This window comes from Paenibacillus sp. GCM10027630 (genome assembly GCF_042676305.1).
Taxonomy (GTDB): Bacteria; Bacillota; Bacilli; order Paenibacillales; family NBRC-103111; genus Paenibacillus_S.
In genome coordinates this window covers 1-25,126 of record NZ_JBHTGY010000016.1, presented here as the reverse complement: position 1 = coordinate 25,126, position 25,126 = coordinate 1, and the positions used below count along the sequence as shown (strand labels likewise).

Annotated in this window: 35 protein-coding genes; 10 read left to right on the top strand and 25 right to left on the bottom strand. The window is 44.1% G+C overall.

The window, feature by feature from the left end; all coding sequences use genetic code 11:
• Positions 1-9 precede the first annotated feature (9 nt).
• The 14 genes from ACFQ0C_RS09195 to ACFQ0C_RS09130 form a co-directional block, all read right to left on the bottom strand.
• Entirely contained in the window at positions 10-711 is a 702-nt protein-coding gene (locus ACFQ0C_RS09195) for an amino acid ABC transporter permease (RefSeq protein WP_379366068.1), read from the bottom strand.
• 27 nt (positions 712-738) lie between these two features.
• Positions 739-1,602 (bottom strand): transporter substrate-binding domain-containing protein, encoded by an 864-nt coding sequence (locus tag ACFQ0C_RS09190; RefSeq protein WP_379366066.1) that lies wholly within the window; start codon positions 1,600-1,602, stop codon positions 739-741.
• A gap of 28 nt (positions 1,603-1,630) precedes the next feature.
• Positions 1,631-2,383, bottom strand: a complete 753-nt coding sequence (locus ACFQ0C_RS09185) for an amino acid ABC transporter ATP-binding protein (RefSeq protein ID WP_379366064.1) — start codon at positions 2,381-2,383, stop codon at positions 1,631-1,633.
• 50 nt (positions 2,384-2,433) lie between these two features.
• Complete coding sequence (locus ACFQ0C_RS09180; RefSeq protein WP_379366138.1) at positions 2,434-3,732, bottom strand: LLM class flavin-dependent oxidoreductase; 1,299 nt, start codon at positions 3,730-3,732, stop codon at positions 2,434-2,436.
• Between the two features lie 52 nt (positions 3,733-3,784).
• Complete coding sequence (locus ACFQ0C_RS09175; RefSeq protein WP_379366061.1) at positions 3,785-4,762, bottom strand: MBL fold metallo-hydrolase; 978 nt, start codon at positions 4,760-4,762, stop codon at positions 3,785-3,787.
• A gap of 27 nt (positions 4,763-4,789) precedes the next feature.
• Positions 4,790-5,974, bottom strand: a complete 1,185-nt coding sequence (locus tag ACFQ0C_RS09170; protein ID WP_379366059.1) for an aminotransferase-like domain-containing protein — start codon at positions 5,972-5,974, stop codon at positions 4,790-4,792.
• 13 nt (positions 5,975-5,987) lie between these two features.
• Entirely contained in the window at positions 5,988-6,260 is a 273-nt protein-coding gene (locus ACFQ0C_RS09165; protein WP_379366057.1) for a YciI family protein, read from the bottom strand.
• 184 nt (positions 6,261-6,444) lie between these two features.
• Complete coding sequence (locus ACFQ0C_RS09160; protein WP_379366055.1) at positions 6,445-6,603, bottom strand: type II toxin-antitoxin system RelE family toxin; 159 nt, start codon at positions 6,601-6,603, stop codon at positions 6,445-6,447.
• Between the two features lie 632 nt (positions 6,604-7,235).
• Positions 7,236-8,306, bottom strand: coding sequence for a HAMP domain-containing sensor histidine kinase (locus tag ACFQ0C_RS09155; RefSeq protein WP_483875016.1), 1,071 nt, complete (start codon positions 8,304-8,306; stop codon positions 7,236-7,238).
• Entirely contained in the window at positions 8,287-8,979 is a 693-nt protein-coding gene (locus ACFQ0C_RS09150; RefSeq protein ID WP_379366053.1) for a response regulator transcription factor, read from the bottom strand. Before ACFQ0C_RS09150 ends, ACFQ0C_RS09155 begins: the two co-directional genes overlap by 20 nt.
• Positions 8,980-9,079: 100 nt before the next feature.
• Positions 9,080-9,466, bottom strand: a complete 387-nt coding sequence (locus ACFQ0C_RS09145) for a DedA family protein (protein WP_379366051.1) — start codon at positions 9,464-9,466, stop codon at positions 9,080-9,082.
• A gap of 106 nt (positions 9,467-9,572) precedes the next feature.
• Complete coding sequence (locus ACFQ0C_RS09140) at positions 9,573-10,142, bottom strand: class I SAM-dependent methyltransferase (RefSeq protein ID WP_379366049.1); 570 nt, start codon at positions 10,140-10,142, stop codon at positions 9,573-9,575.
• Between the two features lie 29 nt (positions 10,143-10,171).
• Complete coding sequence (locus ACFQ0C_RS09135; RefSeq protein ID WP_379366134.1) at positions 10,172-10,612, bottom strand: DedA family protein; 441 nt, start codon at positions 10,610-10,612, stop codon at positions 10,172-10,174.
• 371 nt (positions 10,613-10,983) lie between these two features.
• The gene (locus ACFQ0C_RS09130; RefSeq protein WP_379366047.1) at positions 10,984-11,652 is read right to left on the bottom strand and encodes a type 2 periplasmic-binding domain-containing protein; all 669 of its coding nucleotides are present in this window, start codon (positions 11,650-11,652) and stop codon (positions 10,984-10,986) included.
• Between the two features lie 8 nt (positions 11,653-11,660).
• Here ACFQ0C_RS09130 and ACFQ0C_RS09125 point away from each other — a divergent pair, with 8 nt between their 5' ends.
• Both ACFQ0C_RS09125 and ACFQ0C_RS09120 read left to right on the top strand, forming a co-directional pair.
• Positions 11,661-12,023, top strand: coding sequence for a transposase (locus tag ACFQ0C_RS09125; RefSeq protein ID WP_379366132.1), 363 nt, complete (start codon positions 11,661-11,663; stop codon positions 12,021-12,023).
• Complete coding sequence (locus tag ACFQ0C_RS09120; RefSeq protein WP_379366130.1) at positions 11,951-12,109, top strand: transposase; 159 nt, start codon at positions 11,951-11,953, stop codon at positions 12,107-12,109. Before ACFQ0C_RS09125 ends, ACFQ0C_RS09120 begins: the two co-directional genes overlap by 73 nt.
• A 65-nt stretch (positions 12,110-12,174) precedes the next feature.
• Here ACFQ0C_RS09120 and ACFQ0C_RS09115 read toward each other — a convergent pair whose 3' ends face one another.
• From ACFQ0C_RS09115 to ACFQ0C_RS09100, 4 genes are all read right to left on the bottom strand, one after another.
• Positions 12,175-12,345, bottom strand: a complete 171-nt coding sequence (locus ACFQ0C_RS09115; RefSeq protein ID WP_379366045.1) for a hypothetical protein — start codon at positions 12,343-12,345, stop codon at positions 12,175-12,177.
• 70 nt (positions 12,346-12,415) lie between these two features.
• Positions 12,416-13,849, bottom strand: a complete 1,434-nt coding sequence (locus ACFQ0C_RS09110; RefSeq protein ID WP_379366042.1) for an MDR family MFS transporter — start codon at positions 13,847-13,849, stop codon at positions 12,416-12,418.
• Complete coding sequence (locus ACFQ0C_RS09105) at positions 13,846-14,763, bottom strand: NAD(P)/FAD-dependent oxidoreductase (protein ID WP_379366040.1); 918 nt, start codon at positions 14,761-14,763, stop codon at positions 13,846-13,848. Before ACFQ0C_RS09105 ends, ACFQ0C_RS09110 begins: the two co-directional genes overlap by 4 nt.
• Before the next feature lie 57 nt (positions 14,764-14,820).
• Positions 14,821-15,306 carry an RrF2 family transcriptional regulator gene (locus ACFQ0C_RS09100; RefSeq protein WP_379366038.1) on the bottom strand — a complete coding sequence of 162 codons (486 nt, stop codon included), beginning with the start codon at positions 15,304-15,306 and terminating at the stop codon, positions 14,821-14,823.
• Positions 15,307-15,817: 511 nt separating this feature from the next.
• Between ACFQ0C_RS09100 and ACFQ0C_RS09095 the strand changes: the two genes are divergently transcribed.
• Positions 15,818-16,180: an Ldh family oxidoreductase gene (locus tag ACFQ0C_RS09095; RefSeq protein WP_379366036.1), complete on the top strand. Its 363-nt coding sequence runs from the start codon at positions 15,818-15,820 to the stop codon at positions 16,178-16,180.
• Between the two features lie 217 nt (positions 16,181-16,397).
• Here ACFQ0C_RS09095 and ACFQ0C_RS09090 read toward each other — a convergent pair whose 3' ends face one another.
• Both ACFQ0C_RS09090 and ACFQ0C_RS09085 read right to left on the bottom strand, forming a co-directional pair.
• Complete coding sequence (locus ACFQ0C_RS09090) at positions 16,398-16,754, bottom strand: response regulator (RefSeq protein WP_379366034.1); 357 nt, start codon at positions 16,752-16,754, stop codon at positions 16,398-16,400.
• Positions 16,755-16,846: 92 nt separating this feature from the next.
• Entirely contained in the window at positions 16,847-17,209 is a 363-nt protein-coding gene (locus tag ACFQ0C_RS09085; protein ID WP_379366032.1) for a PHP domain-containing protein, read from the bottom strand.
• A gap of 36 nt (positions 17,210-17,245) precedes the next feature.
• Here ACFQ0C_RS09085 and ACFQ0C_RS39120 point away from each other — a divergent pair, with 36 nt between their 5' ends.
• On the top strand, positions 17,246-17,611 hold the full coding sequence (locus ACFQ0C_RS39120) for a hypothetical protein (protein WP_445324349.1): 366 nt from the start codon (positions 17,246-17,248) through the stop codon (positions 17,609-17,611).
• 24 nt (positions 17,612-17,635) lie between these two features.
• Here the strand turns inward: ACFQ0C_RS39120 and ACFQ0C_RS09075 are convergent, their stop codons facing one another.
• Positions 17,636-18,277: a DJ-1/PfpI family protein gene (locus tag ACFQ0C_RS09075; protein ID WP_379366028.1), complete on the bottom strand. Its 642-nt coding sequence runs from the start codon at positions 18,275-18,277 to the stop codon at positions 17,636-17,638.
• Positions 18,278-18,468: 191 nt separating this feature from the next.
• A complete protein-coding gene (locus tag ACFQ0C_RS09070; protein WP_379366026.1) occupies positions 18,469-19,062 on the bottom strand; it encodes a TetR/AcrR family transcriptional regulator in 594 nt (197 codons plus the stop codon).
• A 181-nt stretch (positions 19,063-19,243) separates the two neighbouring features.
• Between ACFQ0C_RS09070 and ACFQ0C_RS09065 the strand changes: the two genes are divergently transcribed.
• From ACFQ0C_RS09065 to ACFQ0C_RS09040, 6 genes are all read left to right on the top strand, one after another.
• Positions 19,244-19,873: a DUF2306 domain-containing protein gene (locus tag ACFQ0C_RS09065; RefSeq protein ID WP_379366024.1), complete on the top strand. Its 630-nt coding sequence runs from the start codon at positions 19,244-19,246 to the stop codon at positions 19,871-19,873.
• 72 nt (positions 19,874-19,945) lie between these two features.
• Entirely contained in the window at positions 19,946-20,473 is a 528-nt protein-coding gene (locus tag ACFQ0C_RS09060) for an NAD(P)-dependent oxidoreductase (protein ID WP_379366022.1), read from the top strand.
• On the top strand, positions 20,359-20,604 hold the full coding sequence (locus ACFQ0C_RS09055) for an NAD(P)H-binding protein (RefSeq protein ID WP_379366128.1): 246 nt from the start codon (positions 20,359-20,361) through the stop codon (positions 20,602-20,604). Before ACFQ0C_RS09060 ends, ACFQ0C_RS09055 begins: the two co-directional genes overlap by 115 nt.
• A 26-nt stretch (positions 20,605-20,630) precedes the next feature.
• Positions 20,631-20,891, top strand: coding sequence for an SDR family NAD(P)-dependent oxidoreductase (locus tag ACFQ0C_RS09050; RefSeq protein ID WP_379366020.1), 261 nt, complete (start codon positions 20,631-20,633; stop codon positions 20,889-20,891).
• The gene (locus tag ACFQ0C_RS09045; protein ID WP_379366018.1) at positions 20,845-21,297 is read left to right on the top strand and encodes a Rossmann-fold NAD(P)-binding domain-containing protein; all 453 of its coding nucleotides are present in this window, start codon (positions 20,845-20,847) and stop codon (positions 21,295-21,297) included. The genes ACFQ0C_RS09050 and ACFQ0C_RS09045 overlap by 47 nt, the downstream gene beginning before the upstream one ends.
• 364 nt (positions 21,298-21,661) lie before the next feature.
• Positions 21,662-22,030 (top strand): transposase, encoded by a 369-nt coding sequence (locus ACFQ0C_RS09040; RefSeq protein WP_379366016.1) that lies wholly within the window; start codon positions 21,662-21,664, stop codon positions 22,028-22,030.
• Here ACFQ0C_RS09040 and ACFQ0C_RS09035 read toward each other — a convergent pair.
• The 3 genes from ACFQ0C_RS09035 to ACFQ0C_RS09025 all read right to left on the bottom strand — a co-directional run bounded on the left by ACFQ0C_RS09035 (position 22,027) and on the right by ACFQ0C_RS09025 (position 24,606).
• Positions 22,027-22,833 carry an SDR family NAD(P)-dependent oxidoreductase gene (locus tag ACFQ0C_RS09035; protein WP_379366014.1) on the bottom strand — a complete coding sequence of 269 codons (807 nt, stop codon included), beginning with the start codon at positions 22,831-22,833 and terminating at the stop codon, positions 22,027-22,029. The two genes, ACFQ0C_RS09040 and ACFQ0C_RS09035, sit on opposite strands and share 4 nt — an antisense overlap.
• Positions 22,830-23,474, bottom strand: a complete 645-nt coding sequence (locus ACFQ0C_RS09030; protein ID WP_379366012.1) for an NAD(P)-dependent oxidoreductase — start codon at positions 23,472-23,474, stop codon at positions 22,830-22,832. The genes ACFQ0C_RS09035 and ACFQ0C_RS09030 overlap by 4 nt, the downstream gene beginning before the upstream one ends.
• A gap of 112 nt (positions 23,475-23,586) precedes the next feature.
• A complete protein-coding gene (locus ACFQ0C_RS09025; RefSeq protein ID WP_379366011.1) occupies positions 23,587-24,606 on the bottom strand; it encodes a DJ-1/PfpI family protein in 1,020 nt (339 codons plus the stop codon).
• Between the last annotated feature and the right edge of the window lie 520 nt (positions 24,607-25,126).

The following is a 25,126-nucleotide window of genomic DNA, read 5'->3' as shown; positions in this document are numbered from 1 at the left end:
AAATCACCCCTACGCCCTTCTAGCCATAATCTTATATTTCCGTTCCGCACGATATTGATAAAAGGCAAGCAAACGGCCAAATAACATCGAACAGAACCAATATATGAACGATACAGCTATATATGTTTCAATCAGGGTTATCCCATACTTACGTTGGGTTAATATTTGAGCTTGACCCATGATATCAACAACACCGACTGTGAACACCAAAGACGATTCTTTAAAAATCGTAATTGCATTATTTCCAACTACCGGAATTGAAATACGCAGCATTTGTGGAATAATGATGCGTCGCAACGATTGGAAATATGACATTCCGACTGCACTCGCTGCCTCATGCTGTGATTTCGGTATGGCTAAGTAGGAAGAACGAATCACTTCTGACATAACAGCTCCACAATGCAATCCAAAGGCGATCACTGCAAACGTAAAATTACTCCAGGAGTTAATTTGGATGCCAACTTGAAGCAATAGCTTGGGTAATCCGTAAAAAATTAAAAATAATTGTACGATTCCAGGTGTACAACGCATAAAAGAAATATACACAATTATCAATTGGGAAAGCACTGGGATTCGAAAAATTCGAATCAGAGCTAATACGAATCCCAGTAAGGTGCCCCCGGCTAATGCCAATACCGTAAAGGATAACGTAAGGGGCAGTTTAGGCAGCAGCTTCCAAAACGCATCTATGACTTCTGCAAATTTAATCAAAAGGTTGCCCCTCCGTTCAAAAAAATATTACTTCAACTTTACGTCATCAAGTGGTTTGAACATGTTCACCTTAAAATATTTTTCAGAAAGTGCTGGCAATGTACCGTCTTCCACCAATGTTTTTGTTACTTCGTCAATACGTGCTGCTAGATCTTTTTTCTCTTTGTTATACAATACCCAAATCGGTTCTTTTGTTATATAAGCTGCAATTTTCAATGGCAATTTCAATTGCTTATTTACGTTGTCAAATACGGTTGTGTTTGTTAAAAATGCGTCATATTTACCGCTAGCTACCCATTGTACTGACTCTGCATCTGTTACCGCATCGATATCTTCTGCAATAATTGGATTACCAGCATTTTTCTTATTGTAATCGGCGACTACCGTACGTAATCCAGTGGATGGGCTCATCGGAGTTAATTTCTTCCCTCTCATATCATCCAAGCTATGAATATCATTACGATCATTTTTCACGATCAAAGAGTTCAAGGAATAACCGTATTCTACATTACCGAACAAATATTTTGCTTCGCGCTCTGGGTTACGGTAGTAGAAGTTTGCTGCGAAATCATATTTACCAGACTCAACACCAACAAGCATAGCTTCACGAGCGATTTGTTCATATTCGAACTTATATTCTGGCAGACGCTCATCCAGTAATTTCAAATACTCAACCGTGTATCCTTCCATTTCATTCTTGTCATTCAAATAACTGAATGGAGGATTAGGTACTGCGTTACGTGCTACTTTAAGCACAGTTACCTTTGCGGCAGCAGTTTCGCCGCCGCCTGTTGAAGGCGCCCCGCTATTGTCTTTGTTTGGGCTAGAGCCGCATGCAGTTAACGCCATAACCGATGCTAAAATAATTGCTGCTAAAGAAAACTTTTTCATTTCTCTTACTCCCTTTTCTATAGATGAATTAGATATCATAGGACCATTCTGATAGGTGACTACTAATAAACTCTTTTGTTCGCTGCTGCTGAGGATTAGAGAAAAACTCCTTCGGTTCAGCTTGTTCTACGATGTTCCCTTTTTCCATAAAAACTACATGTGTGGAAATATCCCTGGCAAAACTCAATTCGTGCGTAACGATAATCATCGTTACACCTTCCTGAGCTATTGTTTGAATGACATTCAGCACTTCTCCAACCAACTCTGGGTCTAATGCAGACGTTGGTTCATCAAATAAAATAACTTCTGGATCTAAAGCGAGTGCTCTCGCGATACCGACGCGTTGTTGTTGTCCACCAGATAATTGAGAGGGATAATGATCTGCTTTGTTTGCCAATCCAACCTTTTCAAGTAGAGCCAAGCTTTTGGCTTTCGCTTCCTCTCTTTTCATTTTCTTTACAACAAGCAAACCTTCCATCACATTTTCCAGTGTATTTTTATTGGCAAATAGGTTGTACGACTGAAATACCATAGCTGTTTTTCTACGTAGTTGCAAAATATCTTTGCGGGATAATTTCTCAGTATTGACTGATAAATCACCGATTTTAATCGTTCCCTGATTGGGCTTCTCCAACAAATTAATGCATCTTAAAAGTGTTGTTTTCCCTGATCCACTTGGACCGAGAATCGAAATGACATCACCGCGATTGACCTGTAGCGAAATTCCTTTCAACACTTCTTCCGAACCGAACTTTTTATGGATATTTTCTAACTGAAGCATTTCTTTTCCACCCCAATTCTCTCGATGCTCAATCGATATCCATGATCCTATCAAGAATTAGCATAACGATTTGGAACAAAATCCAGTCCTAGGTTTCCACGCAATGTTGTGGATTCATACTCTTTCCTAAACAATCCCCGTTCACGCAAGATCGGTAATACAAGGTCAATGAACTCACGCGTTCCTTCGCTATATGGAGGCCATACGAAGAAACCGTCACACGCTCTATCCTCAAACCATTTTTGCATGCGATCTGCAATTTGTTCAGGAGTCCCTACAAACTCGGATTTTGGCGTGCCATAACGGAATGCAGCTTGTCGAAGTGTTAGTCCTAATTCCTTCGCGGCCTTTTTAATCCGATTTGCCATATAGCTATATCCTTCATTTCCTTCATCCTGCAAATCAGGGAATGGTGCATCTGGATCGAATTTAAACAAATCCACATTTTTAAAGAACAACTTTATCTCTGTTAACGCCTCTTCATAGGTGATATAAGAAAGAACTTCATCAAATTTTGCCTTTGCTTCTTCTTCTGTTCTACCAATTACCGGATTCAAGCCAGCAAAGATTAGAATATCGTCTTCATCACGTCCCACTTTTACAACACGAGCTTTTAAATCTTCAAAAAATGTATTTGCTTCTTCATACGAAATTGGAGTAGTATATACACCTTCCGCGTACTCTGCCGCAAATTTTTTACCTGCCTCAGACTGACCTGCTTGAAAAACCACGGGTTGTCCTTGTGGAGAGCGATTGATGTTTAACGGACCCCGAACTTTGAAAAACTCACCTTCATAGTTCAAAGTGTGTAATTTATCTTTATCGTAAAAGTGATTGTTTTCTTTGTCATATACAAACGCATCATCTTCCCATGAATCCCATAAACCTTGTACAACATCCAAATGTTCTTTAGCACGTTGATATCGTTCAACATGACCGTAGTGTAAATCACGGCTAAAATTTAAAGATGCTCCACTTAATGCTGTAGATACAACGTTCCAACCCGCACGTCCACCACTAATTTTATCGATTGACATGAATTGACGTGCAACGTTAAATGGCTCTGAATACGAAGTCGAAACTGTAGCGACTAGACCAATATTTTTGGTAATGGAAGCTAGTGCAGCAAGCAAAGTTAATGGCTCAAATTGATTCACTGACTTTGGAGCACTGTGCTCATCAAAGTACAAGCGATCAGAGAAAAATACAAAATCAAATTTTGCTGCTTCTGCTTCTTGAACTTGACGAATATGCTCTGCAAAATTTACATTACCGTCCGACGGTACGTTGGGATGACGCCAAGATGTACGATAATGTCCAATACCGAATACACGAGCACCTAATTTCATTTGTTTATTACGTTTGTTAGTCACTGTTTATCCTCCACCCTCTACACTACAACTACAATTTTCTATATTTCACAATTCCATTTTGTTCCGTTTGTTCGATTAATCCTTCAGACACAGCATAACGAACTCGAGATAATGTTTCTGTAAAATGGAATCGTTTTTGAATCAAAGCAGGTACAGGTTCAAATACGCCGTAATATACTTCGTATGCAGTTTTCCATTCATCCGTTGTAAATTGATCTATCACTTTTTGTTGACGGTCAGCATTTAGCTGCTTAAGCTGCTCTAATCGCTCACTGAAATGTGCAAATGGTTGATGATGACCAGGGTACGCGAATTGTACGGAATATGGCTTTAATTTATCTAACGATTGGATAAAACTATGAATGGGACTAGGATCAAACTCATCTGACACATAACAAGTATCTGGCAAGCTATCCGGCATCACTTGATCACCTACAAAGATCACTTCTAGATCTTTACTGTAAAATGCACTGTGACCAGCAGCATGGCCCGGAATACTCAATACCTCGAACGTTGCGTCTCCGATTTGGATCGTTTCACCTTCATCCAGTGTGGTCAGTGTCGCCTGTGGAAGTACTTGTTGCACATTGCTTTTCAAATGTTCTTCCAGCTGCTCAAACAAGTCTTCTGGAAGTCCGTTCTTTTGATAGGTTTCTAAGAAAAAAGAAACAAGTGGTCTGCCCTCTCCCCATAACCCTTCAATTTGTTTTTTCGCAATGGTAGATACATAAACAGGCGCGTGGGATTGTTGTTGAAACCAACCAGCAAGACCATAATGATCTGGATGATGATGTGTTACTAATATTTTACGAATTTGATCAAATGTAAATCCGATCTCTTTACTGAGTTCATGCCACAATGCAATAATGGCTTCTGTATTAAATCCAGGATCGATTAATGTGTATCCATCCCCATCTGGTAACAAATAACTGTTCATCCAAGGAGGGTTGCCCATGGGGAGACGAATTTGATAAATCCCATGAGTATGCAACGTATAATGACTCATAATAACCTCCACCTCAAATATTAGTAACTATTTTAATTGCTGGTACGCCTCATATAAAAGCTGGATTCCCACCACAATTTTTTCCTTGGAACAATACGTGAAACACAATCGAATTGTGTTTCTTCCTTCGCGATTTGCATAAAAGGCACTACCATTCAACACACTTACACCATGTTGTTCTGCAATCTGAGTCAGTTGAATGACATCTGTCGGTTGTGTGAAACGAACACACAAGAAAAATCCACCCTGTGGTACTTCGACTTCTATAAGATCACCAAATGTGTTTACAAGCGCATCCACCATCGTATCTCTTTGATCCTTGTAATGTGCATTAACACCATCCAAATACGATTGAAAATCGTTGTTCTGCAAATAGGTGGATACGATCTCTTGCATGTATGGATTCGTTTGCGAACCACTCATAAATTGCTGCACAAATTTCAGTAAGGCTGGAGGAACGACTGCCCACCCTAAACGAACACCAGGACCGATAATTTTAGAGAACGTTCCAATGTGAATCACATGATCTGGAGCAAATGTATGAATGGCAGGGAGAAACTGGTTTGTATAGTTCAGCTCCAGATACGCATCGTCTTCCAATATATAAAATCCATACGTTTTTGCCAAAGCAGCCAATTGTTTTCTGCGTTCAACAGATAAAGAAACTCCCGTTGGATTCTGATAATTCGGCATCACATACAACAATTTAGGCAATACCTCACCTGCTTGCGCTCTTCTATCCAATTCCACTTGCAAAGGTTCGATCAAAATACCGTTCGAATCGATTTCAAATGGTCGAATTATAGTGGCACCCGCAAGACTAAACATACGAATGGCACCAAAGAAACTGGGGTTTTCAACCCAAACTTCATCATCTACGTTACATAGAATACGTGCTATGACTTCAATCGCTTGCGCAGCGCCAATCGTAATTTTGATTTGTTCAACTGGTACCTGGATCCCGATTTTTTCAAGGCGCCCACCTACCCAGCTTGGCAAATATGAAATTGCCGGGCCACCGAAATAATGAAGTGCGCTCTTTCCTTGCTCGAAAGTAGCTTGTTTTGCTGCCTCGGCGAGCTCTTGAATCGGAAACAAATCTGAATAGGGATACCCAAATGATAAATGGACTTGGTCCAGATTATCATTTTTCGTGCCACCCATTGTTCTAGTACTTTGTAAAAAACGATTATACGTAAAAGATTCGATCATGATTATCGCTCTCCTAAATTTCAGGTCCCCATTTCGCTACCCATTCATGAACTTTAAATTCACGAACTCCATGTATTGCGAAAGGAGAACGAGATAAAATGTCTTCAACCTCAGCTTGAGACTCACCGCGGAATATAATCAATCCTAGGGAGCCATCAGCGAATTTGCCGTTTGCGATAACTGTTCCTTGATCGCGTAGATCATCCAAATATTTCATATGGTCAGAAAAATATTGATCTTTTTTTGAATTATCCAATTCAGTTACAAATACTGAAAAGTATGCCATTCCTCATCTCTCCTATATGTATTATTATTTCGATCGTTTAACTCGGAATAAAAGTTATTATAGTTTATGCCACTTACTTTTGCAATATATTATCCGTGAAATTTCGACATTATTTTTATTTACGATTTTAAGGAAAAGAAATGGGCGATTACGATGCACTTCACATGTGTGGAGACATGAAGGGCTATGCACCCATTAATTTCGGCTGTGATATGGCTAGTGGTTCACCGGCATGAGGGTTTTCTGCAATATCATCCAATATACCGAGAACAATCATAATGATCGGCCTATCCAGCCGTTTCAAATCTTTTTTGGTTTGGTTTGTGACATGTAATAGGTACATTATAGGTAGCCCTCGAGGCGAATATAATTTTGAGCACTTACGAATTCTGATTGAATATTATCAAGTAGAATTTAACGGTCTAGATTCTACATCTGAATCGGGGAAGATCCATGACTTGGCAAAGACGCAGGAACCAGAGACTAAGGGGGCCTGCATCTTTTCAGTGAGAATACCCTCTCCTCAAGGCATGTGAAAGGTGCTAGCCAATAAGTCGGGATTATTTGACGTTTACGAATAATACACACATGGATAATATTGCGATAACAAATGGGTAGTAAAATCATTTAATTTTTGCAGTCATTTTATTGTTTTTTGATGAATGAATCAATCATTGTGTTTAGCTCTGGATCATGAGTACTATAACTATATTGAACAGTAGCAACAGTAAAAGTTTTCATTCATCTTCACCTTTCACGAGTTTATACTAATGCAATAAATTAATTTTCAAGCCGCTAGAGGTTCTCGGATAACGTTTAATATGCGAACTTCGCCAAATTCTCCTTTCTTAAATTATCCTCGAAGTGAATTAAACAATCCTGCCCGATAGCTGAGAAGGCTACCGTTCTATGGTATCGGCAGCCTTCTCCTTATGTCTATTGAGCTATAGTTCCACCGTTGAAATAATAAAGAACCTATGGGAATAAAACTAAAGAATTTCTGAAGGGGACCGTAATTATAAAGACGAAAATCCCGTCATTATGTGTAAGCGTTACCGTTCCTTCGTGCAGTTCAACAATGTTTCTGGTGATCGGAAGACCTAAACCGGTACCCGTTTGGATATCTTCGATTCGCCGCGAGTGATCGCCTTTATAAAAACGGTCAAAAAGTTTTTCCTCTTGATCTTTTGTGATGGGTGTTCCTTCATTTTCGACCGTAATGTAAAAAAACTGTTCATCCGTTTTCATAGAGATGCGGATTGTCCCCGGCTTAATGGAATACTTGAGCGCATTCATCAGCAAATTATCGATGGCTCTCGCAAATTTTTCGCTATCAATTGCCGTAACAACAGCGGTATTACCGATATCTTTGTCAATGGATGCTCTGTTTTCCTGAGCAATAGGCTCGAATTCAAAGATCATTTGGTCAAGCAGCTGATGGACATCAATTTGCTTCAGGTTTAATTTAATGCTGCTAGATGTAAAACGAGTGTATTCAAACAAATCGTCTATGAGCTTTTTTAAATGAATGGCTTTGCTATATGTGTTTTGAACAAACCGTTCATACTCATTCTGATCTTGAAATGAACTAGTTCTTAATAAATCTAAGTAACCAATGATGCTCGTAAGGGGTGTGCGCAAGTCATGGGATACACCTGTTATTAGGTCCATCTTGGATTTTTCAATCTTCCGCTCCTTTTGAATCTGTCGATTTAATCGTTCAGTCATCGCATTAATGCTTAGTGCTACTCGCCCAAGTTCATCTTCTCGCAGCATTATAGGTATGCGGTAATCCAAATTTCCTTCTGAAATGATATCGAGTCCATCTGCTAAAGCAATGAGGTATCTGACCACGCGGCCGGTTAGCAAATAAAAAGAGAAGATGAATATAGGCACAAAAAAAATAGTCGGCACATAAGTTTGATTAAAATTCGAGACGAACACCATGGAAACAACCGCAATAATAAAACTAAAAACAAACGCCCAAAACATCTGGACCCGGATGCTTTTTTTACCTCTTATCAGGCTAAATAGTGTATTTATCAATTTTATATCCCACTCCCCAAACCGTTTTGATATATTGCGGTTTTCTTGGATGTTCCTCCATTTTTTCACGCAAATTGCGGATATGCACCATGACCGTGTTATCGGAATAGCCGGAGGGTTCATTCCACAACGTTTCATAAATTTTATCGGCACTAAAAACTTGCCCAGAGTGGCTTGCCAATAACTCCAAAATAGAAAATTCAAGAGGTGTAAGGGAAACCTCTTTCCCCCTTAGCGATACGAAATGCTTTGCTTTGTCGATAACAAGCTCTTGTATAGTAATCGCGGAATCGATTGATTCTTTTGCGGTGTACGTTTGCCTCCGAAGCTGAGCTTTTACTCTTGCAAGCAGTTCTAAAGGATTAAAGGGCTTGGCCACATAGTCATCAGCGCCATTAGAAAGACCCGTGATTTTATCGATATCCTCCTCTTTAGCAGAGAGCATAATAATGGGTGTTGTCCAAGTTTCCCTAATCTTCATACACGTTTTTATACCATCTAAATTGGGCATCATAACGTCCAATATAATGAGCTGCACGGAGTTTACCTTTAATACATCTAACGCTTTAAGACCGTCCTCTGCTTCTAACACCTTATATCCTTCGTTGCGCAAATAAACGTGAATAACATCGCGAATTTCCGAGTCGTCGTCTACGACTAGTACTGTGTTCATCTTGCTTTCCCCCTTTTCTGGCTTCTGAATAATAAAAACCATAAAAATGATTATCGTAAATGAAAGTCCTACATATATACCGTAATGATATACCATTGTCTCAACACTTTGCACATGGGCTCCTGCTAGTTGACCTAACACAAAAAAGACAAATGTCCAAACAAGTCCAGCGGTGTAAAGAATAAAGCACATAATGACGATACGGCATTTTATTAATCCCAACTAAATAGGGAATAATATGTCTGACGACCGGAATGAAGTAACTAAAGCTTAAAGCAAAATTTCCATATTTGTTTAACATGTTTTCTGCTGTTTTTAAATGCTTATCGATATTCTTTTTACGCCGAAGTTTATCAAGCACCGGTGTTCCAAGAATTCTGCCGAGAACATAACCAAGTGATAGCCCAGAAATCACACCTAAATAGGTGACAATAAAAGCTGGAAACGTAAGGAGAATACCCGTTTTGCTTACAGCTCCTCCGGTCATCACGATGACCTCGTCTGGTATCGGCATACCCACGATGCCAAGCCAAGCGCAAAAAATAACGCGGCATATCCAAATTGTGAAATAGAATGTATGAGTGTGTCGTAATTCATGCAATCCCCCCTTTTTTACGGCATACATACACAAATGCTGGCGGGAAATTAAGCGGCAAAAAATTAATCCTTTCGATATCGAATGCATTTACTAAATGCTTTTTCATCTGGAGAGAATACTGAAAGGCAACAAAGTAGCCGCCCGGTTTTAAGGCTTTGATAATTTGATCAATTAATGTTTCTCGAATTTCTCTTGGAAAATTAAAAAACGGTAATCCGCTAATAATGCAGTCTAACTGATGGATGCCGTGGTGATTTATTACATTTGTTAAATAACATGCGTTTGTGTCACATACAAAATTAGGGTATTGCTTCTGCAAATTAGCCTTCATGTTTTCGTCATTCTCGAACAAAAACACTTTGGTTAAGTCCGATACACTCGATTTGATATACCGAGTGACTGCACCCGTGCCGGATCCAAGTTCAACAACAGAACCAACTTCGCTCCACGGAACAGACTGAACCATTTTATTAGCCAAAAATCGAGAACTAGGCAATACACTACCGATTTGCTTAGGATTTTGAATAAATTTTTGTAAAAACATTAAATATTGATCAGAAGCCATGAAATTCTCCATCCTTCTCCTTATTTTCTTCAATTGTTGATTTGCTCATGCAACAATACGTGATTGGCAACTTTAGGCTTAAACATCTTATTTAAGATAAATACCAAGACAGTTATCAGTGCAGCAATGCCTACCGATTTATAATCAACTAATGCTAGCAATCTCAATATTTTGTCGCCAAAAACCTTTCCAAGAGTAAAAAATGTAGCTGTCCAAACAAGTGCGCTGGAATATGATATCAGAACAAATTTCTTGTATGACACGCCTCTTATGCCTACGAAAACAGGGACTATATAACGCACGACCGGAATGAGAAATCCTAAGCACATTGCAATGTCGCCGTATTTCTCAAATAATTTTTCTGCCTTTAGAAAATGACGGCTTTTGTTAAACTTTACAACCATTCGTTTTCCGAAAAGTCTGCCTAATAAATATCCGGTCGTAACACATGTCAATAAACCGATAAGAATAATAACGTAACCTCCTCAGTTAAAGTCGATAAGATTATATTAAGTTAAAATTCTAAGGAACTTACGGGGATAAAACTAAAGAATTTCTGAAGAGAAAAACTCAAAACAAAAACGTCCTATTCAATAGGACGCTTAATGAAAATTCTCTTAACCAGAGGAATTCATTCCGAATACACAAATACATTTGGTTAGCTGTACAAATGTATTTTGGGGAGTATCAACAAAAAGCAGCCCAAAACTGGAACAATACAGTTTTGGGCTGCTTTTTCTGTTATTCAACTATCGTACCCGTTAGCCTCCCATGCACCCCCTGCGTTGCACCACAGAGCATGAAAGTTAATCCGTTCTTTCATGGTAGCTTAATAAAGCCATTAAAAAACTGCGTGCATTTCAATGCTTAATTTCTCAAGAATCCGTCTTTCCATTGTTTCAATTGCCTCTTCCCATAGGATTTTTTTCCGCACAGCTCGTTCCATTTCACTTCTAACAATACTTCCAGCCATATTCTCATATGGGCTTTGCGGATTTGCCCAACCTGTTTTTATACCTTGAAACACCCATTCTATGTTATTTTCTGAGAAATTCGGATTATCCTGTCCATAATTCGCCTCGTACTTTCTGTTTGATAAGGAAGAGAATCGACCAATTCTAGAAAGATAAAGTTGGTATTCTTCCGACACTAAATAAGATATAACCTCAAACGCGTCTTCCCTATGTTCTGAGCTAGGATGTAAGATCAAAAACCATCCAGAATCACTTAATGACGGAACTATAAGATTATTATTAATCAGAGGGAAACTTACGGCTCCTAACTTAAATGAAAGCTTTTTGCTGAACATCTCAGGGGAGTCTATGGACATTGCAACAGTTCCATTTCGACGGAATGCCCTTCCGTATACGAATATACGTTCATCGGTATCTTGAATATTCCCTGGTATTCCGTAGGCAGCTTTTATAATGCGGAAATATTCCTTACAGTCACCTTCCCGAAGTTTTGGTCGGTGCGTTTCAGGATCAAGAAACCTAATTCCCATCTGCATTTTTAACCATCCGCAAACAGCTTAGAGAGGGCTTATCACCGAAGGAACGGCGCGGGCTTATGCACGACCGATTTATCCTCCTGAAACGCCATAAAAAGCTTACAGAGATGGATAAGATAACGCTTGACTTATGGACTAAGAATCACCCCTCTCTTGGCATAGCTTACGACTTAAAGGAATCCTATTTCGATATATGGGACTGCGATACAAGACAAAAGGCGTTCCTCAAAAATATCACGATTGGAAAGCCAAGATACCGAAGCAATTACAATCCGCTTTTGAGCCTCTTACAAAGGCTATGGCAAACTGGGAAGAAGAGGTATTCGCCTACTTTGACCACCGCATCACAAACGCTTATACGGAGTCTCTGAACGGCCTTATCCGTGTCATTAACCGCTTAGGTAGAGGCTACTCCTTTGAAAAACCGGCATCCTCTTTGCTTCTACGACATGTCTAAGCCAACGTATTTTGTGGAATTACTCATAATAGAAACCGACTCCTTTTGTTTAGTAGCCCTGATAGTTAATTTGGAAACAATGGAGTTAGATCAAGTACCCATTGGGCGTTAGACCAGAGATAATACTTATTGGCAGGCGGCTTCATTTGACCAAGAGTCCCCCAAACTAGTTCCAGAAACTGCTGCTCTAAGGTTGAAGTCAGCCATCGCGCCTCCTCCTCGGTATCTGCCGCCAATACATTGACTCCCAGAATCGCGTAAGGACGCTTAATCTGTGTAATCGGTTTAAAAGCTTCTCGAGCTAATTCATCCAGCCGCCTGTTCTTGCTCCGGCGATTTCCCTTTACGGATAAAGAGACCTAACATAAGCGCGACGAGCGCGATAATGACGCCGAACCAGAATGCGTTGTTGATGCCGGATGCGAGCCCTTTAGCGATTTCCGCCGGAGCCTGCGGATCGTTTGCACCGCTCAAATACTGCTTCTGCCCGCTCGACATAATACTGATATATAGGGCAGTACCGATTGCGCCGGACACCTGCTGCAGTGTATTTAAGATCGCTGTCCCATGCGGGTGCAGATGGCTTGGCAACTGGTTAAGTCCTGCCGTCTGTGCAGGCATCATGACTAGCGCGATGCCAATCATCAGCGCGATGTGAATGGCCACGAGGAAGCCTGTGCTCGTCGTTTCGTTGAATCGGGTGAATTGCCACAGTGAGATAACAGCGATGACCAATCCAGGAATGACCAGAACGCGCGGCCCAAACTTGTCAAACAGCTTGCCTGAGACCGGGGCCATGAACCCATTGATGATTCCTCCAGGAAGAAGGATCAAACCGGACTTGAATGCCGTTATCAGGAGCACGCCTTGCATAAACATCGGAAGCATGATGGCCGATGAGAAAAAGGTCATCATAAGCACAAACAGCAGCACCGCGACAAGCGCAAATGTCGGATATTTAAACGCACGTAAATCCATGACAGGCTGCTTCAATATAAGCTGCCTCCAGACGAACAGCAACAACGCAACGCCACCCGCCGCGATCGTCCAGATAACTGCCGGTTCCGACCAACCGTGTTCGCCGGCACTGCTGAACCCATAGACGATTCCACCAAAGCCGATCGTCGACAACACGATAGATAAAAAATCCACACGCGGTTTGGTGACTTCCGATACATTCTTCAGCACAGCGGCTCCGATAATAACGGATAGCAGCGCAAACGGTGTTACGATGTAAAACAGCCAGCGCCACGAAAGCCCGTCAACGATTAAACCCGATACGGTCGGGCCAATCGCCGGCGCGAACATAACGACGAGCCCTAATGTTCCCATCGCTCCACCCCGCTTATCCGGCGGATGAATGGTCATGATGACGTTCATAACAAGCGGCAGCAGCATGCCAGTCCCGATCGCCTGAATAATCCGTCCGATTAGCAGCACGCTGAATGTCGGCGACACCGCTGCGATCACTGTACCAACAAAGAACAGGCTCATCGCTGACAGAAAAATTTTTCGGGTCGTGAACCATTGCTGCAAAATTGCCGTCATCGGAACAAGTACGCCAACGACGAGCATGAAGGCAGTGGAAAGCCACTGGGCCGTCGCCGCAGACACATCAAACGATTTCATCAATTCGGGAAGGGCATTACCCATCAACGTTTCGTTCAAAGCTGCGACGAACAGGCCGATAATCAGGGCAAACAAGATCGGGCCGCGCTTGATATTGTTCAAATTACTCATCCTTTTCTCCTCCAAACCTCTGTATTTAGCTCATTACTGATGACCGCAGCGACAAATGCGCCCATCGAGGCAGCAGCTATGGCCTGATGCATTCGCGATGCTGCATCCCCAGCGCTATAGATGCCAGGAACGTTCGTTTTTCCGAAGTCATCGACGACGACCGCCCCCCATTCCGTGATTTGGCATCCAATCGTTCGCGGTAAGTCTGATCCTATTACCAGTTCTGGTTTGAAAAAGATCCCCGTGCATGGAACGGTCGTCCCGTCTTCAAGAACGACTTGCCGGACGATGCCATGGCTGGAGTCGATATATCGGATCGGCGAGTCGAACAGAGGCACTTGATTTCGCTGGAGTTCCTCGCGCTCGGCATCAGTCAGTTGATCAGGGCCATTCGTGCAGACGGCAAAACGATTCGTCCATCCGGATATGAGTGGAGCAAAATGCATAAGCTCAGCCCCCTTATTAATGATGACCAACGGTTGATACCTTAATTCCCAGCCGTCGCAATACGGGCAGACAAAAGCGCTTTTCCCATATACGTCCGCCAGTCCCGGAATGGCAAGCGGCTGATCCTGCATGCCGACGGCAAACAATATTTTTTTGCTTGTAAAAGTTTGTTCTTGCGCAGTCTCAATCTGAAACCGTCCGTCGGTTCCCGTGATAGACACCGCTATATCCGCCACGAATGATACGGAAGGATAGGCGCTGATTTCTTCCTTCGCAATTTGTCGAAACACGCTCGGACTGATCCCGTCGCGGGTAAGAAACCCGTGGATCTCGCGGGTCACAGCGTTGCGGGGACGGCCTGCATCGATCACCGCTACCCTTTTCATTGCCCTCCCAAGCACAAGGGCGGCGTTCAACCCAGCTGGTCCTCCGCCAATAATGGCCACATCTAAAAGTTGTTTTTCCATTCTTAAATACCTCCTTAATCGATCTGTAATATCTATAATTAAGGCGCAAGAAGCGTATCACTTCTTGTTTGCCCCATGGGTACAACGTTTGAATGCTTCATCCAGTACCGACTGGATCGTGTATTCCCGCAAGTATTGGTACAGATGCTGTTCCGCGCCGTACATAACTTTCTCTACCAGACATTCATTTTTTTCCGGACGTTTCAGATCCCATTGTGCAGCCCCCTCTTCCGCTAACAACTGATGCTGCCGAGAACTCGAATTGGAACATTCGAACAACTTCTGCCTTCCTTCAATCACTTGAATCACATCAAGAAACGTAATCTGATCCGCAGGTCGTGCAAGTTCGTAACCGCCGTTCACCCCTGGCACCGCACGTAAGATCCCATCCTGCCTCAACTTGGACATGATTTTGGATAAATAGCTTTCGGAAACACCAAGTACCCCGGATAATTCCTTGATCCCGACGTTGTTGCAACGCTGCGAGTTCCCCAGATGAATTAGGGCGTGTAGAGCATAATCTGTACTTTTGGAGTACTGCAATTTTCCTTCCTCCCTCCTCAATATTGTGATTAATGTGGACCCTTAATATCCATAATAAATGATTCAGTTCTAAAGTGCAAGTTCTAAATTGCAATGACTTTTCCTTGATCCGAACGTCGTTTCTAGTGGTGGACGAAATTGAAATCACATCGGTGATGGCTTTTGAATCCCCCCCATTTAATCCGATTTTAAGATCAAACGTCGCGAAACTCCTTTCCAATTTCTCAATCAAGATGGAACGTTCATTATCAAGAAGTTGTGGTGTATCGTTCGATATAAAGCCGGTGCTTGTTGGCTAGCTCAACATTACCTACCGCCATATTTTTCCCGAAGTGTTTTCGATGATCGCATCTGGTCGTCTGGACGTGAAGAAGACTAAGGGTTCAACTGGACGACGAAGCAGAGAAAGAATTTCGTTTGGGCAGGCAAGGCTACATCGTCGTTCTCGAAGCGAGGGACAACTTACGCGACCTTGGCAACATCGGGCTAAACCGCGAAGTCAGCGGATACCTTGCACAACACAACGAATTCCCGTGAAACGATCAAGGGGGCTTTACTTGCATTTGGAGGTGCTCGTGGTGCTAATATCGCACTCATGGTTGAAATACTCGCGGCAGGTACGACAGGTGCGAACTGGTCACTTGATGCGCCATCCTTTGAGGAGGGGAGTCACTCGCCTGGTGTAGGCCTGTTCATTGTGGCCCTAAATCCCGAACTACTCGCTCCCGATTTTCCCGCTCGAATGGCATCACAGATCGAACGACTGTCCTCCAAGGGTATTCATATCCCCGGAGACAACTATGCTAAGGATAAAATTGAAATCGACCTTCCGCCCTCACTTGTTGCAATCCTTGAGAAGTATTGCTTACATTAACGAGTATTAAATTTGTCATAACGGCAGGACTATTGGCGAAAAATCCGCTAAGTGTGCCGCGCGGCGGCGTTCCGGGCTTCAAAGCGACTTGCGTTTTTGCAATTCAGCTCTGCAACGTAGAGCTTACCTAACTACTGCCAGAAACCACGAGAGCGGGAGCAGCGGGGCAAGTTCTCCATAAACCTTTCCTAATCGTTCACCGAAGTCAAGTTTGTAATTAGTCCCGCTCCTCTATAATGCTCCCATAGTCTGAGACACATGAGGCTGAAAAATAAGTTATAATAAGAGCATGGAGAATCGCCTCCCTCTCGTCCATCGAGGTGAGCAAAATGAGCCGGATCGGTTTGACGGCCAGCAATTCCATCGCCATTTCCAACCCTGCATAGAAAGGCGTAATCAATTCGAAGCCAAGAACCCCAACACTGAGCGGCTCCTGCAGCAGTAACCGTTCTGCTTCCTTCCCGATGTTTGCAGGATGTACGTTAAAATCCGGTTGCGTTCCCAGAAGCGCGGTTAATTCGTTCAAACAGATGTCGTGATCGGATACGAGTAAAACATGTATGGGTTCGGTCATCACTTTCTCCTCAATATTTGCCCAGATAAAACCGGACACCACCCTAAGGGCAATGTCCGGTTCCGTGCGGGACAACCAGCTACACATTCCATTCAGTTGGATGATTGCTTTGTTACCCGTGAAGCAACGCTTTTGTTGCTCAGCATGTTATTGCGAAATCGCTTCTTCTCTTTTATCGCCTCTACGCTTTGAATACCTAGACTCTGCGACCCCAGCGGACTCTTCTTGTCACCATAGAAGCCATGAAAATCCGATCCGCCCGTCATAATCAGCTCATATTCATGAGTCAGCACCCGTGCTCTAGCCTCATCCATCGTGCTATGATCCGGATGTTTGACCTCTATGCCCCTCAGTTCGGCTTCCAGCCATTCCGGTACCGCGTCGTAATTATTCATCTGCCCTGGATGTGCAAGCACCGGGACGCCGCCAGCGGCGAGAATCGTGCCGATCCGCATCGAAAGCGTCATCATAAGTCATAGGCTACGTAGCCTATGACGACAATCCATCAGCATCCGCCGGTTTGTGAGGGAAACCGCCGGCGTGCTCACGACGGAGGAGACGGAGGAAGCGACTCTAATTCAATGCCGACATTGCGTGCCCGAAGAGCCGCTCCGGGAAGATCAGATTCTGGTTCTGCAGGTGCCGCTAGGCCTGTCGTTGCCGCCGCGGGTAAACGACGCTTACATAACGGACTGCCAATAGCACACGGTATACTCGCGGTAAACAGTCAATTTTCAAAGGTTATTACTTCTCGACACAGTGAAAAAAGTGCTCAATTCCGCAAGGAGCCGGGACGCAACACAGGGATAGAACGCAAATCAAACCATCTCAGCTTCGAAGTCATACCTCAGTTTTGAGCTTATGCAGTGTATATTAACCCCTTAACCTGCTATTGACTGCTCCTTCTTCCAAACGGTGCCTCGACGTTCGTGCTCAAAAATGCTCTCCAATTCGGTGGAGATTCGGGAACCCCAAGTCCGTTCCGCCAAGTACATCGCAAGATCGATACCCGAGGTCACTCCGCCGCTTGACACCAAATTTCCGTCATCTACGACGCGAGCGCGAACGGGGATGACCCCCAAAGATGGTAGTGCATCCATTCCGAGATGGTGCGTGACTGCGTGTCTGCCCTGCATGAGACCCATCATGCCAAGGAGTGTCGAACCCCCGCATACCGTCGCCACAATCACGGCGGGGTTGACCATCGCTTGCTGCATCAAGGGTTTAAGTGTGGATTCGGAAGCTTGCTTCAGCCACGCGAAGATAGAGCCGGGTCCGTCCCCTTGCATATCTCCCGCGCCGCCCGGTACCACGATAATGCCCGCTTCATTCGGATCCAGTTGCGCCGTAGCTTCAAACTCCACCTCATACAGCCCGCTGTTTACTTTTCTCTTGCCTTCTGCCGATACGAATTGGACGGGAGCTTCTCCTGTGGCCAGCAGCGAAGCACCTCCCAACACTTCAAACGGTGCGATCACATCCAACATATCGAAACCGTCAAACAATACCACTTGGATTTTCAAGGTCTCCATCTCCTTACTGTGAATTTTAGAACCGGACCGTCCGGTCCGTTCCCGTACCCAATTGTACCCTAGATTTTTTCCCTTCGCCAGACATTTTTTGTGTATGATTTGTGAACCAATGAAAATGGAAAAGCAACATCCTTTATGGATGCCGCTTATCGTTTTGATAAGAACTCCCGCTTCAAATCCATTTACTGAATCAAATAGCTTCTCAACAATCTCTCCATATATTTCATATTTCGTTGAATGGGTTCGTTGCTGCCCGTCAGCCGGCTCGCCATGATGGCTCCTTCCATCGAATCGATCAGGAAGGAAGCCAAGTCGGCGGTATCCGTGCCCGAACGAAGCTCCCCATTTCGAATGCCCTGCTCAATGATGGACTGCACGAACCGGACCATGCTGCCGTAGGCAACAGCCACCTTCTTTTTAAGCTCGGGAAATGTTCCGTCGCTCTCCACTGCCGTATTCAGCAACGGACAACCGCCAGGAATCGGAGGGTTGTCTACGGCATCCTGATAAATCGCCGAGATTTTCAGGAGTTTGTCGAAGGTCGTCGTCCCCTCGCGTTCCGCTTGCACGAAGAACTCCTGCAAAATCTGCCCGGCCCTCTCGAAGGCAGCCAGTACAATCGATTCCTTGGTTTCAAACCGTCGGTAAATCGCCCCTTTAGGCAAGCCGGTTGCCTGCATAATATCCTGAATCGATGTTTGAGCGATGCCTCGTGTATTAAACAAATGCAAGGCATGGTCTATGATCTTTTCCCGTATTTCGTCTGGTTTCCTCATGCTTCTTCCTCCTCATCATGTGATCGGCGGCGGCGGGGGTTTCCTTATATATTGTCACAAATCGCCCAAAGTTGTCTATTTAAAATGAACGGTAAGTATCGTATAATAGAAATACAGACCGGACGGTCCGGTCCTATTATTTATCATTAGACACGATTTTATCCAAGGAAAGGATGCCGACGTGAAAAATCGCACCGAAAAGAAAACCGCCGTTGTCATTGTGTTCGCTGTCGTTTCGTTCATGTGGGTCGCTCATACGCTGACCAAAAATTTCGTATCGGATCCGGGTTTCAACCAATTGCTCGCCGCCAGAGACGCTTTTACGGCCGATCGTCCGCTCTGGACATTCATGCTCCGGTCGCACATCGTTCTGGCTGTCATCGCGCTGATTACGGGGCCAGTCGGCACCATTCGTGCCATCAGGCAAAAAGCGATCGCCTGGCACAGATGGAATGGACGTATTTATGTCCTTTCGATTCTGCTTAATGTGATTCCGGGGTTGTACATGGCCTGGTTTGTCCCGGGAAGTCTGACGATGGTAGGTTTCCTCGTGCTGAACAGCCTCTGGCTGGCCACAACCTGGCTCGGCTACATCCATATTCGCCGAAAGAATGTCGCGCAGCATACGTGCTGGATCACACGCAGCTTTTTCCTCACCTATGCGAATCTGATCATTCATCTTCTGTTGATGCTTGGTGAACACGGCCTCCATCTGTCGCACGAAGCTTCGTATGCGCTCGCCGTATGGGGCAGCTTGTCGCTCAATTTGGTGCTGGCCGAAATCGCGCTTCGCAAGAAGTGGCTGACTTGACCGACCTTCGGATCGGACGGTCTCGGTGACGGAACAACGCTATGTGCAACGTACAGAGGAGGTTAAACGCTTATGAGGCTCTTTATCGTAGGTGCAAACGGAGCTGTCGGCAGCCAGATGGTCCAGCAAGCGCTTGCGAACGGCCACCAGGTGACGGCGTTCGTTCGCAGGCAAGACGGGCTAGTGCCGCACCAACAATTGAACGTCACCATTGGCCGCATCGTGGAGGATGAAGAGCGACTCTTGACAAGGATGGCCGGACATGATGCCGTTTTGTCCGCGCTGGGGAATGGCTTGGCAATCAAAGGGAACGGCGGACCGAAAATCATGGAAGCGGCCATGACCCATCTCGTTCAAGCCATGAAGGCAAACGGGATCCAAAGACTTGCGCTGCTGCTGAGCTATGGGGCCGGGCCGACACTGAAGCATGCGAATGTCGGGATCCGCTTGCTCGGAAAGACGCTATTCCGGAAAACTTTGTCAATCTGGGCGCGGCGGAACGGTGCGTCGTCGACAGCGGTCTCGACTGGACCATCTGCTATTTCGGAGCGCTCACCGACGATCCTGCGAGCGGAAGATACGGCATATCCACTTCGCTAGCCACACCCGGAAAACTGTCCATTCCTCGTGCGGTCGTAGCCGACTTCCTTCTGTCCGCCGCTACCGGCGGGGCCTACATCCGTCAGCGCGTCGTATTGAGCGGGCCGGGGAAAGCGACGGGAAACCCATAACCTCTGCAGTCGGAAAGATCATTGTCGTGACCGGAGCGAGTACAGGAGTGGGAGCCGCCGCAGTGCGGGAACTACATGTACGGGGGGCCATCGTGGTCCCGGTCGGGCGTTCCGGCAGCCGCACCGAAGCGATTGCCCGCGAGTTGGGCGTCAAAGGATATACCGTCGACTTTTCCCGTTTTCGCAACGTATGCGAATTGGCGGATCGGCTCCTGCATGATTTCCCCGGGATCGATGTGCTTGCCAACAACGCCGGAGGTATTCCAACCGGTCACCGTCACGGATGACGGGAACGAACCAATTTTCCAGGTGAATGCGCTATCCCCTTTTCTTTTGACCTTATTGTTGACTCCTCATCTTCGAAGACGCCGAGGCAGATTCATTAATACCTCTTTCCGGTCGCATAAGGGAGCTTCGCTCCATTCGGGCGATTGGGAACGCACCTCGGGACTTCGCCCTCATGCCGTCTATGCCCGAAGCAAGCTGGCGCTTGGCATCTTGCTTCGCAAATACGGGCGGCGGCATCCGGATATCGGATTCGCGGATTTTCATCCCGGTATCATCAGCTCCGACTTCGGACGCTACATGGGATTTTATGCGAATATTTTGAGGTCGTTTTCGCCCCCTTCCTCTCGAATCCCGTTCAAGGAGCCGAGACGCTGGTTTATTTGGTGGAGACGGATGAAAAACTGAATGGCGGTTATTATGTTCGCAAGCGCATCCGGCAAGGTTCTCCCTTGCTTCACGATCCATCAACCGCCGCGTGGCTATGGGAAGCGTGCTTTAGAAAACTGGAACCGCTCCTAAAAACGTGAGCCGTCCGAATCGTCAACAGGATGCGGGCCGCCTCGTAAATCCGCAAGCTGCGCCCGATCGATGCAGCGATGCAATCGATCCGGTCGACATATTGGAAACCAGGCAGGCTGCAGCCCCGACTCTTCCCGCGCATCACAAAAGATCCAACTGATAAACCTGCGATAGCGCTCATATCAGTTCTTCATGCGTCCCGCGCATCACGACCTTCCCGCGTTCCAGAAACAGGATTTCATCCATCGCCATGGATGCGCATTACAACCAGGGTTTGCGCATTCAAATCATTTTAGACAACCATTCGGATCATATCTCCAAAGAAACAAACGCGTACCTGAACACTCGGCCGGAGCGCTTTGAGGTTATTCTCACCCCCAAACATGGTTCTTGGCTGAATGTGATTGAGAGCTTTTTCGTGAAAATGACTAAACAAGTACTTCGCCATCTTCGCGTCAAATCTATAGACGAATTAAAACAACGTATTGAATTACCTTCAAGAAGCCAACGAAAACCCGATCCCGTTCCGCTGGAACTATGGCATAGAACGGTAGTACATCATGAACGTTATTTCATGAGCTTTCTACTAGTTAGCTGCATAAGTCATGTAATTCATTAAAGTTTTCCTATTCTTTGCTTGCACTCGTCCCATAACCATGCCGATAAAGTAGGATCGTCAAGCATCCTGTTCCCTTGTGCTTTTTGTTTCCGTACATAATAATCGCCATTAAGTTTAGTGCTCGTTTCAGCCAAATAAACTAATGTTTCTGCTCCCTTTTCTGGTGTTGCAAGCAACGGCGAAAAGACTACCTTCAAAATATTCGCGTAAAAACCCATATATCGACCAAAATCAGAGCTGATGAGTCCAGGGTGAAAGTCCGCAAACTCAATTGAATGTCGTCTGTGATACTCCCTGAACAACATCCCAGTAATAAGTTTGCTTCGAGCATAAATCGCATGAGACCGCAACCCATTCGTCCTTTGCCAATCTCTCTTGTTTATGGACGCTCCTTTATGAGAACGAGAGGAGGTATTCACGATCCGTCCATTTTTTTTCAAATGTGGGGTTAACATCAGGGTCAGTAGAAATGGAGACAATGTATTCACTTGAAAAATAGGTTCATTGCCATCCACGGTTAATCCACTCTCTATAGGAATTCCTCCTGCATTATTCGCCAATACATCGATTTTTGAAAAATCATTTAGAAGTTGATTGGCTAGACTCCTTACACTGTTTAGATCAGTAAAGTCAGCAGTGTATGGGTTGACCCCTAACTCCTTGGCTATCTTCTTCGTTCGTTGGATTGATCTCCCCACCGGTATAACGTGAGCTCCGCATTCAAATAATTTTTTAGCCGCGGCAGCACCAACGCCTGAACTTGCACCAGTCACAACAATAATTTTTCCTTTAAGTAAGGTCATCCGTTCCACCGACTTAGCACAGCACGTTGCTTAACAAACTTTCGATCAGTAACTGAGGTGAGGACAAAATCTGCAACACATGAACGAGAGATCGTCAATTTGGAAGGCGTCTTTAGAGAAGACGAAGCGACATATTTATTTTTATCGGTTTCATCAGTTAAAGATCCAAAATATGCAATAGTCCACTCAAGATTACTTTCAACTACGACTTTTTCTGCTGCGCTCAAATCTGCAAAATCTTTATGAAAAAAGGTATATCCTAAAAATTTAATAAAAATGTTTGCATGGCTTAATGTTTCACCTGCGCCATAGCTCATCAAAAGCGATAATCGTTTTATATTATTAACGTTCATAGCTTGTACGACCGAACTCATTGCACGATTTAAAATCTTTCCTCCATTACGCTTTACAACCAATCCGTTTCCTAACGCAGAAATAACCGCATCATGTCCCCTCATGGCATCCTGTAATTTATGTTGCTCTTCCAATATATTGCCGATTACAACCTTTAAATTGGAGTGACTTAATTCAAGCCCCTCCGTTCTTCGTACAAAAGCAGTCACCTCATGTTTATCAGTTAGGGCTTGGCTAACAATTAGCCTACCTATGCCTCCGTTTGCACCTACCACGAATAGTTTCACTTTAATCTTCTCCTTCTTAATTAGAAGTTATCGTAGTTTTTATTTGCTTTTGCTACCGCACTAGATTAGAAGAGGCTTACAATCTAAGCCCCTTCCACCAAAGAGTACTTGTTTATGGAGATACTCGCTTACCCGATAATTTCGAAGAAATCATACCTGTCTTTGCTTTACCTTCTAGGGTATTACCGTTAATTGTCACATCAAAATTAAGGTTTAATTTCATGGGTTTCTTTACTTGTTGCTTCCACTTCAATCTGTTTCCGATAATCTCTGTATCTTCTAAGATTGAAACATCTGTTTCATCATCGACTGTAGTAGCCGTGCCATGAAGTTTATTGTCTCTCACCTTTAAATCATAAGTCACATGAATTTTACCAATCGCAGTTGAGATTTCAACTTTCCAAATGCCATCAATTTCTGATTGATGCTTATTGCTCGCACCCATCTGATGGTTGGATTCCACTTCATCCTCGCCTGTATTCGAATGATAATCAACAGGTAAGGCGCCCGAATTCTTCCAAACCGTTCCTCGTTTCTCATACTGGAATAGTTTTTCCACTTCATGAGCGATCCTTGGACCATATTCTCTTTCAACAACATAAATTGCAAGATCTAAACCAGATGTTACTCCAGCGCCAGTAATTAAATCTCCATCGTCCACAACTCTAGCATGAACAGCATTTGCACCACTTGCGGATAGTAAATCCATTCCCATATGATGTGTAACAACGTTCCTGCCTTCCAGTACACCTGTCATTGCCATCAGCATAGAACCGCCACATACCGATGTCACTAAAATTTCCGGGTCGTTTATGGCTTTTTTTATAAGTTCTCCCAACTCCGTTTCAGAAGCATTTTTCAATTTCATTGGAATGGAGTCGGGGTCTCCCTCAATTAACGACCCTGCCGCACCTGGCAATAAAATAATTCCCTTCTTTGAAAGATCCAACTTTTCTTCAACTGCCATCGGGTAGTTATTAACGCCACTACGCATTAAATTATGGCCATCGACACTTACATAACGAACGTTAATTTCCTCATTAGTTATTTGGCTCGCTGTAACAAATACTTCATAGGGGGCAACGACATCTAATAAATCAAACCCTTCAAATAAAACGACTTGAATGTTCATTTTTACACCTCCTTAATAATTTTTTTAATCAAACCGAATCGCTCGGACCGGACCGTCCGGTTCTTTTTAATTATAACATGTTAATCATCAAATTTCCTTTAAAAATATGACTGCTTTTCAACATCTACACGGAGTACGTTAAAAACAGTCTTTTTGTAAAGTCCAAATTATTTTGGGTATTCGGATTATATGGTGGAAAAGGGCTCATAATTATCCCTTCTCCAATTTCTCAATCAAGGTGGAAAGATCGATACCGAGCAGGAGGATTACTGAGCAACTGCAACCAGTTACACTACGAGAGCCAATGAAGGGCAATAGCCCAAGCAGGCTAGACTTTTTCGAATATCGTATTTATGTAACCAACGACCTCCATGACATTTGACATCCTCCTTTCACCAAAAGAACCTCCCGTATAGGCAATGTCATTAAGTTAAGGCATAGGGCTAAATATCAAAAAAGAGCTGGTTATCGAAAAGATAGCCCGCTCTTTTTTTGCCTGAAGATGAAAAATAGGACTTGA

What these genes read in the sequence shown, in the direction of transcription:
- ACFQ0C_RS09190 (WP_379366066.1), bottom strand. Translation starts at nt 1,602, where the DNA reads ATGAAAAAGTTTTCTTTAGCAGCAATTATTTTAGCATCGGTTATGGCG.
- ACFQ0C_RS09185 (WP_379366064.1), bottom strand. Translation starts at nt 2,383, where the DNA reads ATGCTTCAGTTAGAAAATATCCATAAAAAGTTCGGTTCGGAAGAAGTG.
- ACFQ0C_RS09180 (WP_379366138.1), bottom strand. Translation starts at nt 3,732, where the DNA reads ATGAAATTAGGTGCTCGTGTATTCGGTATTGGACATTATCGTACATCT.
- ACFQ0C_RS09175 (WP_379366061.1), bottom strand. Translation starts at nt 4,762, where the DNA reads ATGAGTCATTATACGTTGCATACTCATGGGATTTATCAAATTCGTCTC.
- ACFQ0C_RS09170 (WP_379366059.1), bottom strand. Translation starts at nt 5,974, where the DNA reads ATGATCGAATCTTTTACGTATAATCGTTTTTTACAAAGTACTAGAACA.
- ACFQ0C_RS09165 (WP_379366057.1), bottom strand. Translation starts at nt 6,260, where the DNA reads ATGGCATACTTTTCAGTATTTGTAACTGAATTGGATAATTCAAAAAAA.
- ACFQ0C_RS09160 (WP_379366055.1), bottom strand. Translation starts at nt 6,603, where the DNA reads ATGTACCTATTACATGTCACAAACCAAACCAAAAAAGATTTGAAACGG.
- ACFQ0C_RS09150 (WP_379366053.1), bottom strand. Translation starts at nt 8,979, where the DNA reads ATGAACACAGTACTAGTCGTAGACGACGACTCGGAAATTCGCGATGTT.
- ACFQ0C_RS09145 (WP_379366051.1), bottom strand. Translation starts at nt 9,466, where the DNA reads ATGACCGGAGGAGCTGTAAGCAAAACGGGTATTCTCCTTACGTTTCCA.
- ACFQ0C_RS09140 (WP_379366049.1), bottom strand. Translation starts at nt 10,142, where the DNA reads ATGGCTTCTGATCAATATTTAATGTTTTTACAAAAATTTATTCAAAAT.
- ACFQ0C_RS09130 (WP_379366047.1), bottom strand. Translation starts at nt 11,652, where the DNA reads ATGCAGATGGGAATTAGGTTTCTTGATCCTGAAACGCACCGACCAAAA.
- ACFQ0C_RS09120 (WP_379366130.1), top strand. Translation starts at nt 11,951, where the DNA reads ATGGCAAACTGGGAAGAAGAGGTATTCGCCTACTTTGACCACCGCATC.
- ACFQ0C_RS09110 (WP_379366042.1), bottom strand. Translation starts at nt 13,849, where the DNA reads ATGAGTAATTTGAACAATATCAAGCGCGGCCCGATCTTGTTTGCCCTG.
- ACFQ0C_RS09105 (WP_379366040.1), bottom strand. Translation starts at nt 14,763, where the DNA reads ATGGAAAAACAACTTTTAGATGTGGCCATTATTGGCGGAGGACCAGCT.
- ACFQ0C_RS09090 (WP_379366034.1), bottom strand. Translation starts at nt 16,754, where the DNA reads ATGACCGAACCCATACATGTTTTACTCGTATCCGATCACGACATCTGT.
- ACFQ0C_RS09085 (WP_379366032.1), bottom strand. Translation starts at nt 17,209, where the DNA reads ATGCGGATCGGCACGATTCTCGCCGCTGGCGGCGTCCCGGTGCTTGCA.
- ACFQ0C_RS39120 (WP_445324349.1), top strand. Translation starts at nt 17,246, where the DNA reads ATGACGACAATCCATCAGCATCCGCCGGTTTGTGAGGGAAACCGCCGG.
- ACFQ0C_RS09070 (WP_379366026.1), bottom strand. Translation starts at nt 19,062, where the DNA reads ATGAGGAAACCAGACGAAATACGGGAAAAGATCATAGACCATGCCTTG.
- ACFQ0C_RS09060 (WP_379366022.1), top strand. Translation starts at nt 19,946, where the DNA reads ATGAGGCTCTTTATCGTAGGTGCAAACGGAGCTGTCGGCAGCCAGATG.
- ACFQ0C_RS09040 (WP_379366016.1), top strand. Translation starts at nt 21,662, where the DNA reads ATGGATGCGCATTACAACCAGGGTTTGCGCATTCAAATCATTTTAGAC.
- ACFQ0C_RS09035 (WP_379366014.1), bottom strand. Translation starts at nt 22,833, where the DNA reads ATGACCTTACTTAAAGGAAAAATTATTGTTGTGACTGGTGCAAGTTCA.
- ACFQ0C_RS09025 (WP_379366011.1), bottom strand. Translation starts at nt 24,606, where the DNA reads ATGAACATTCAAGTCGTTTTATTTGAAGGGTTTGATTTATTAGATGTC.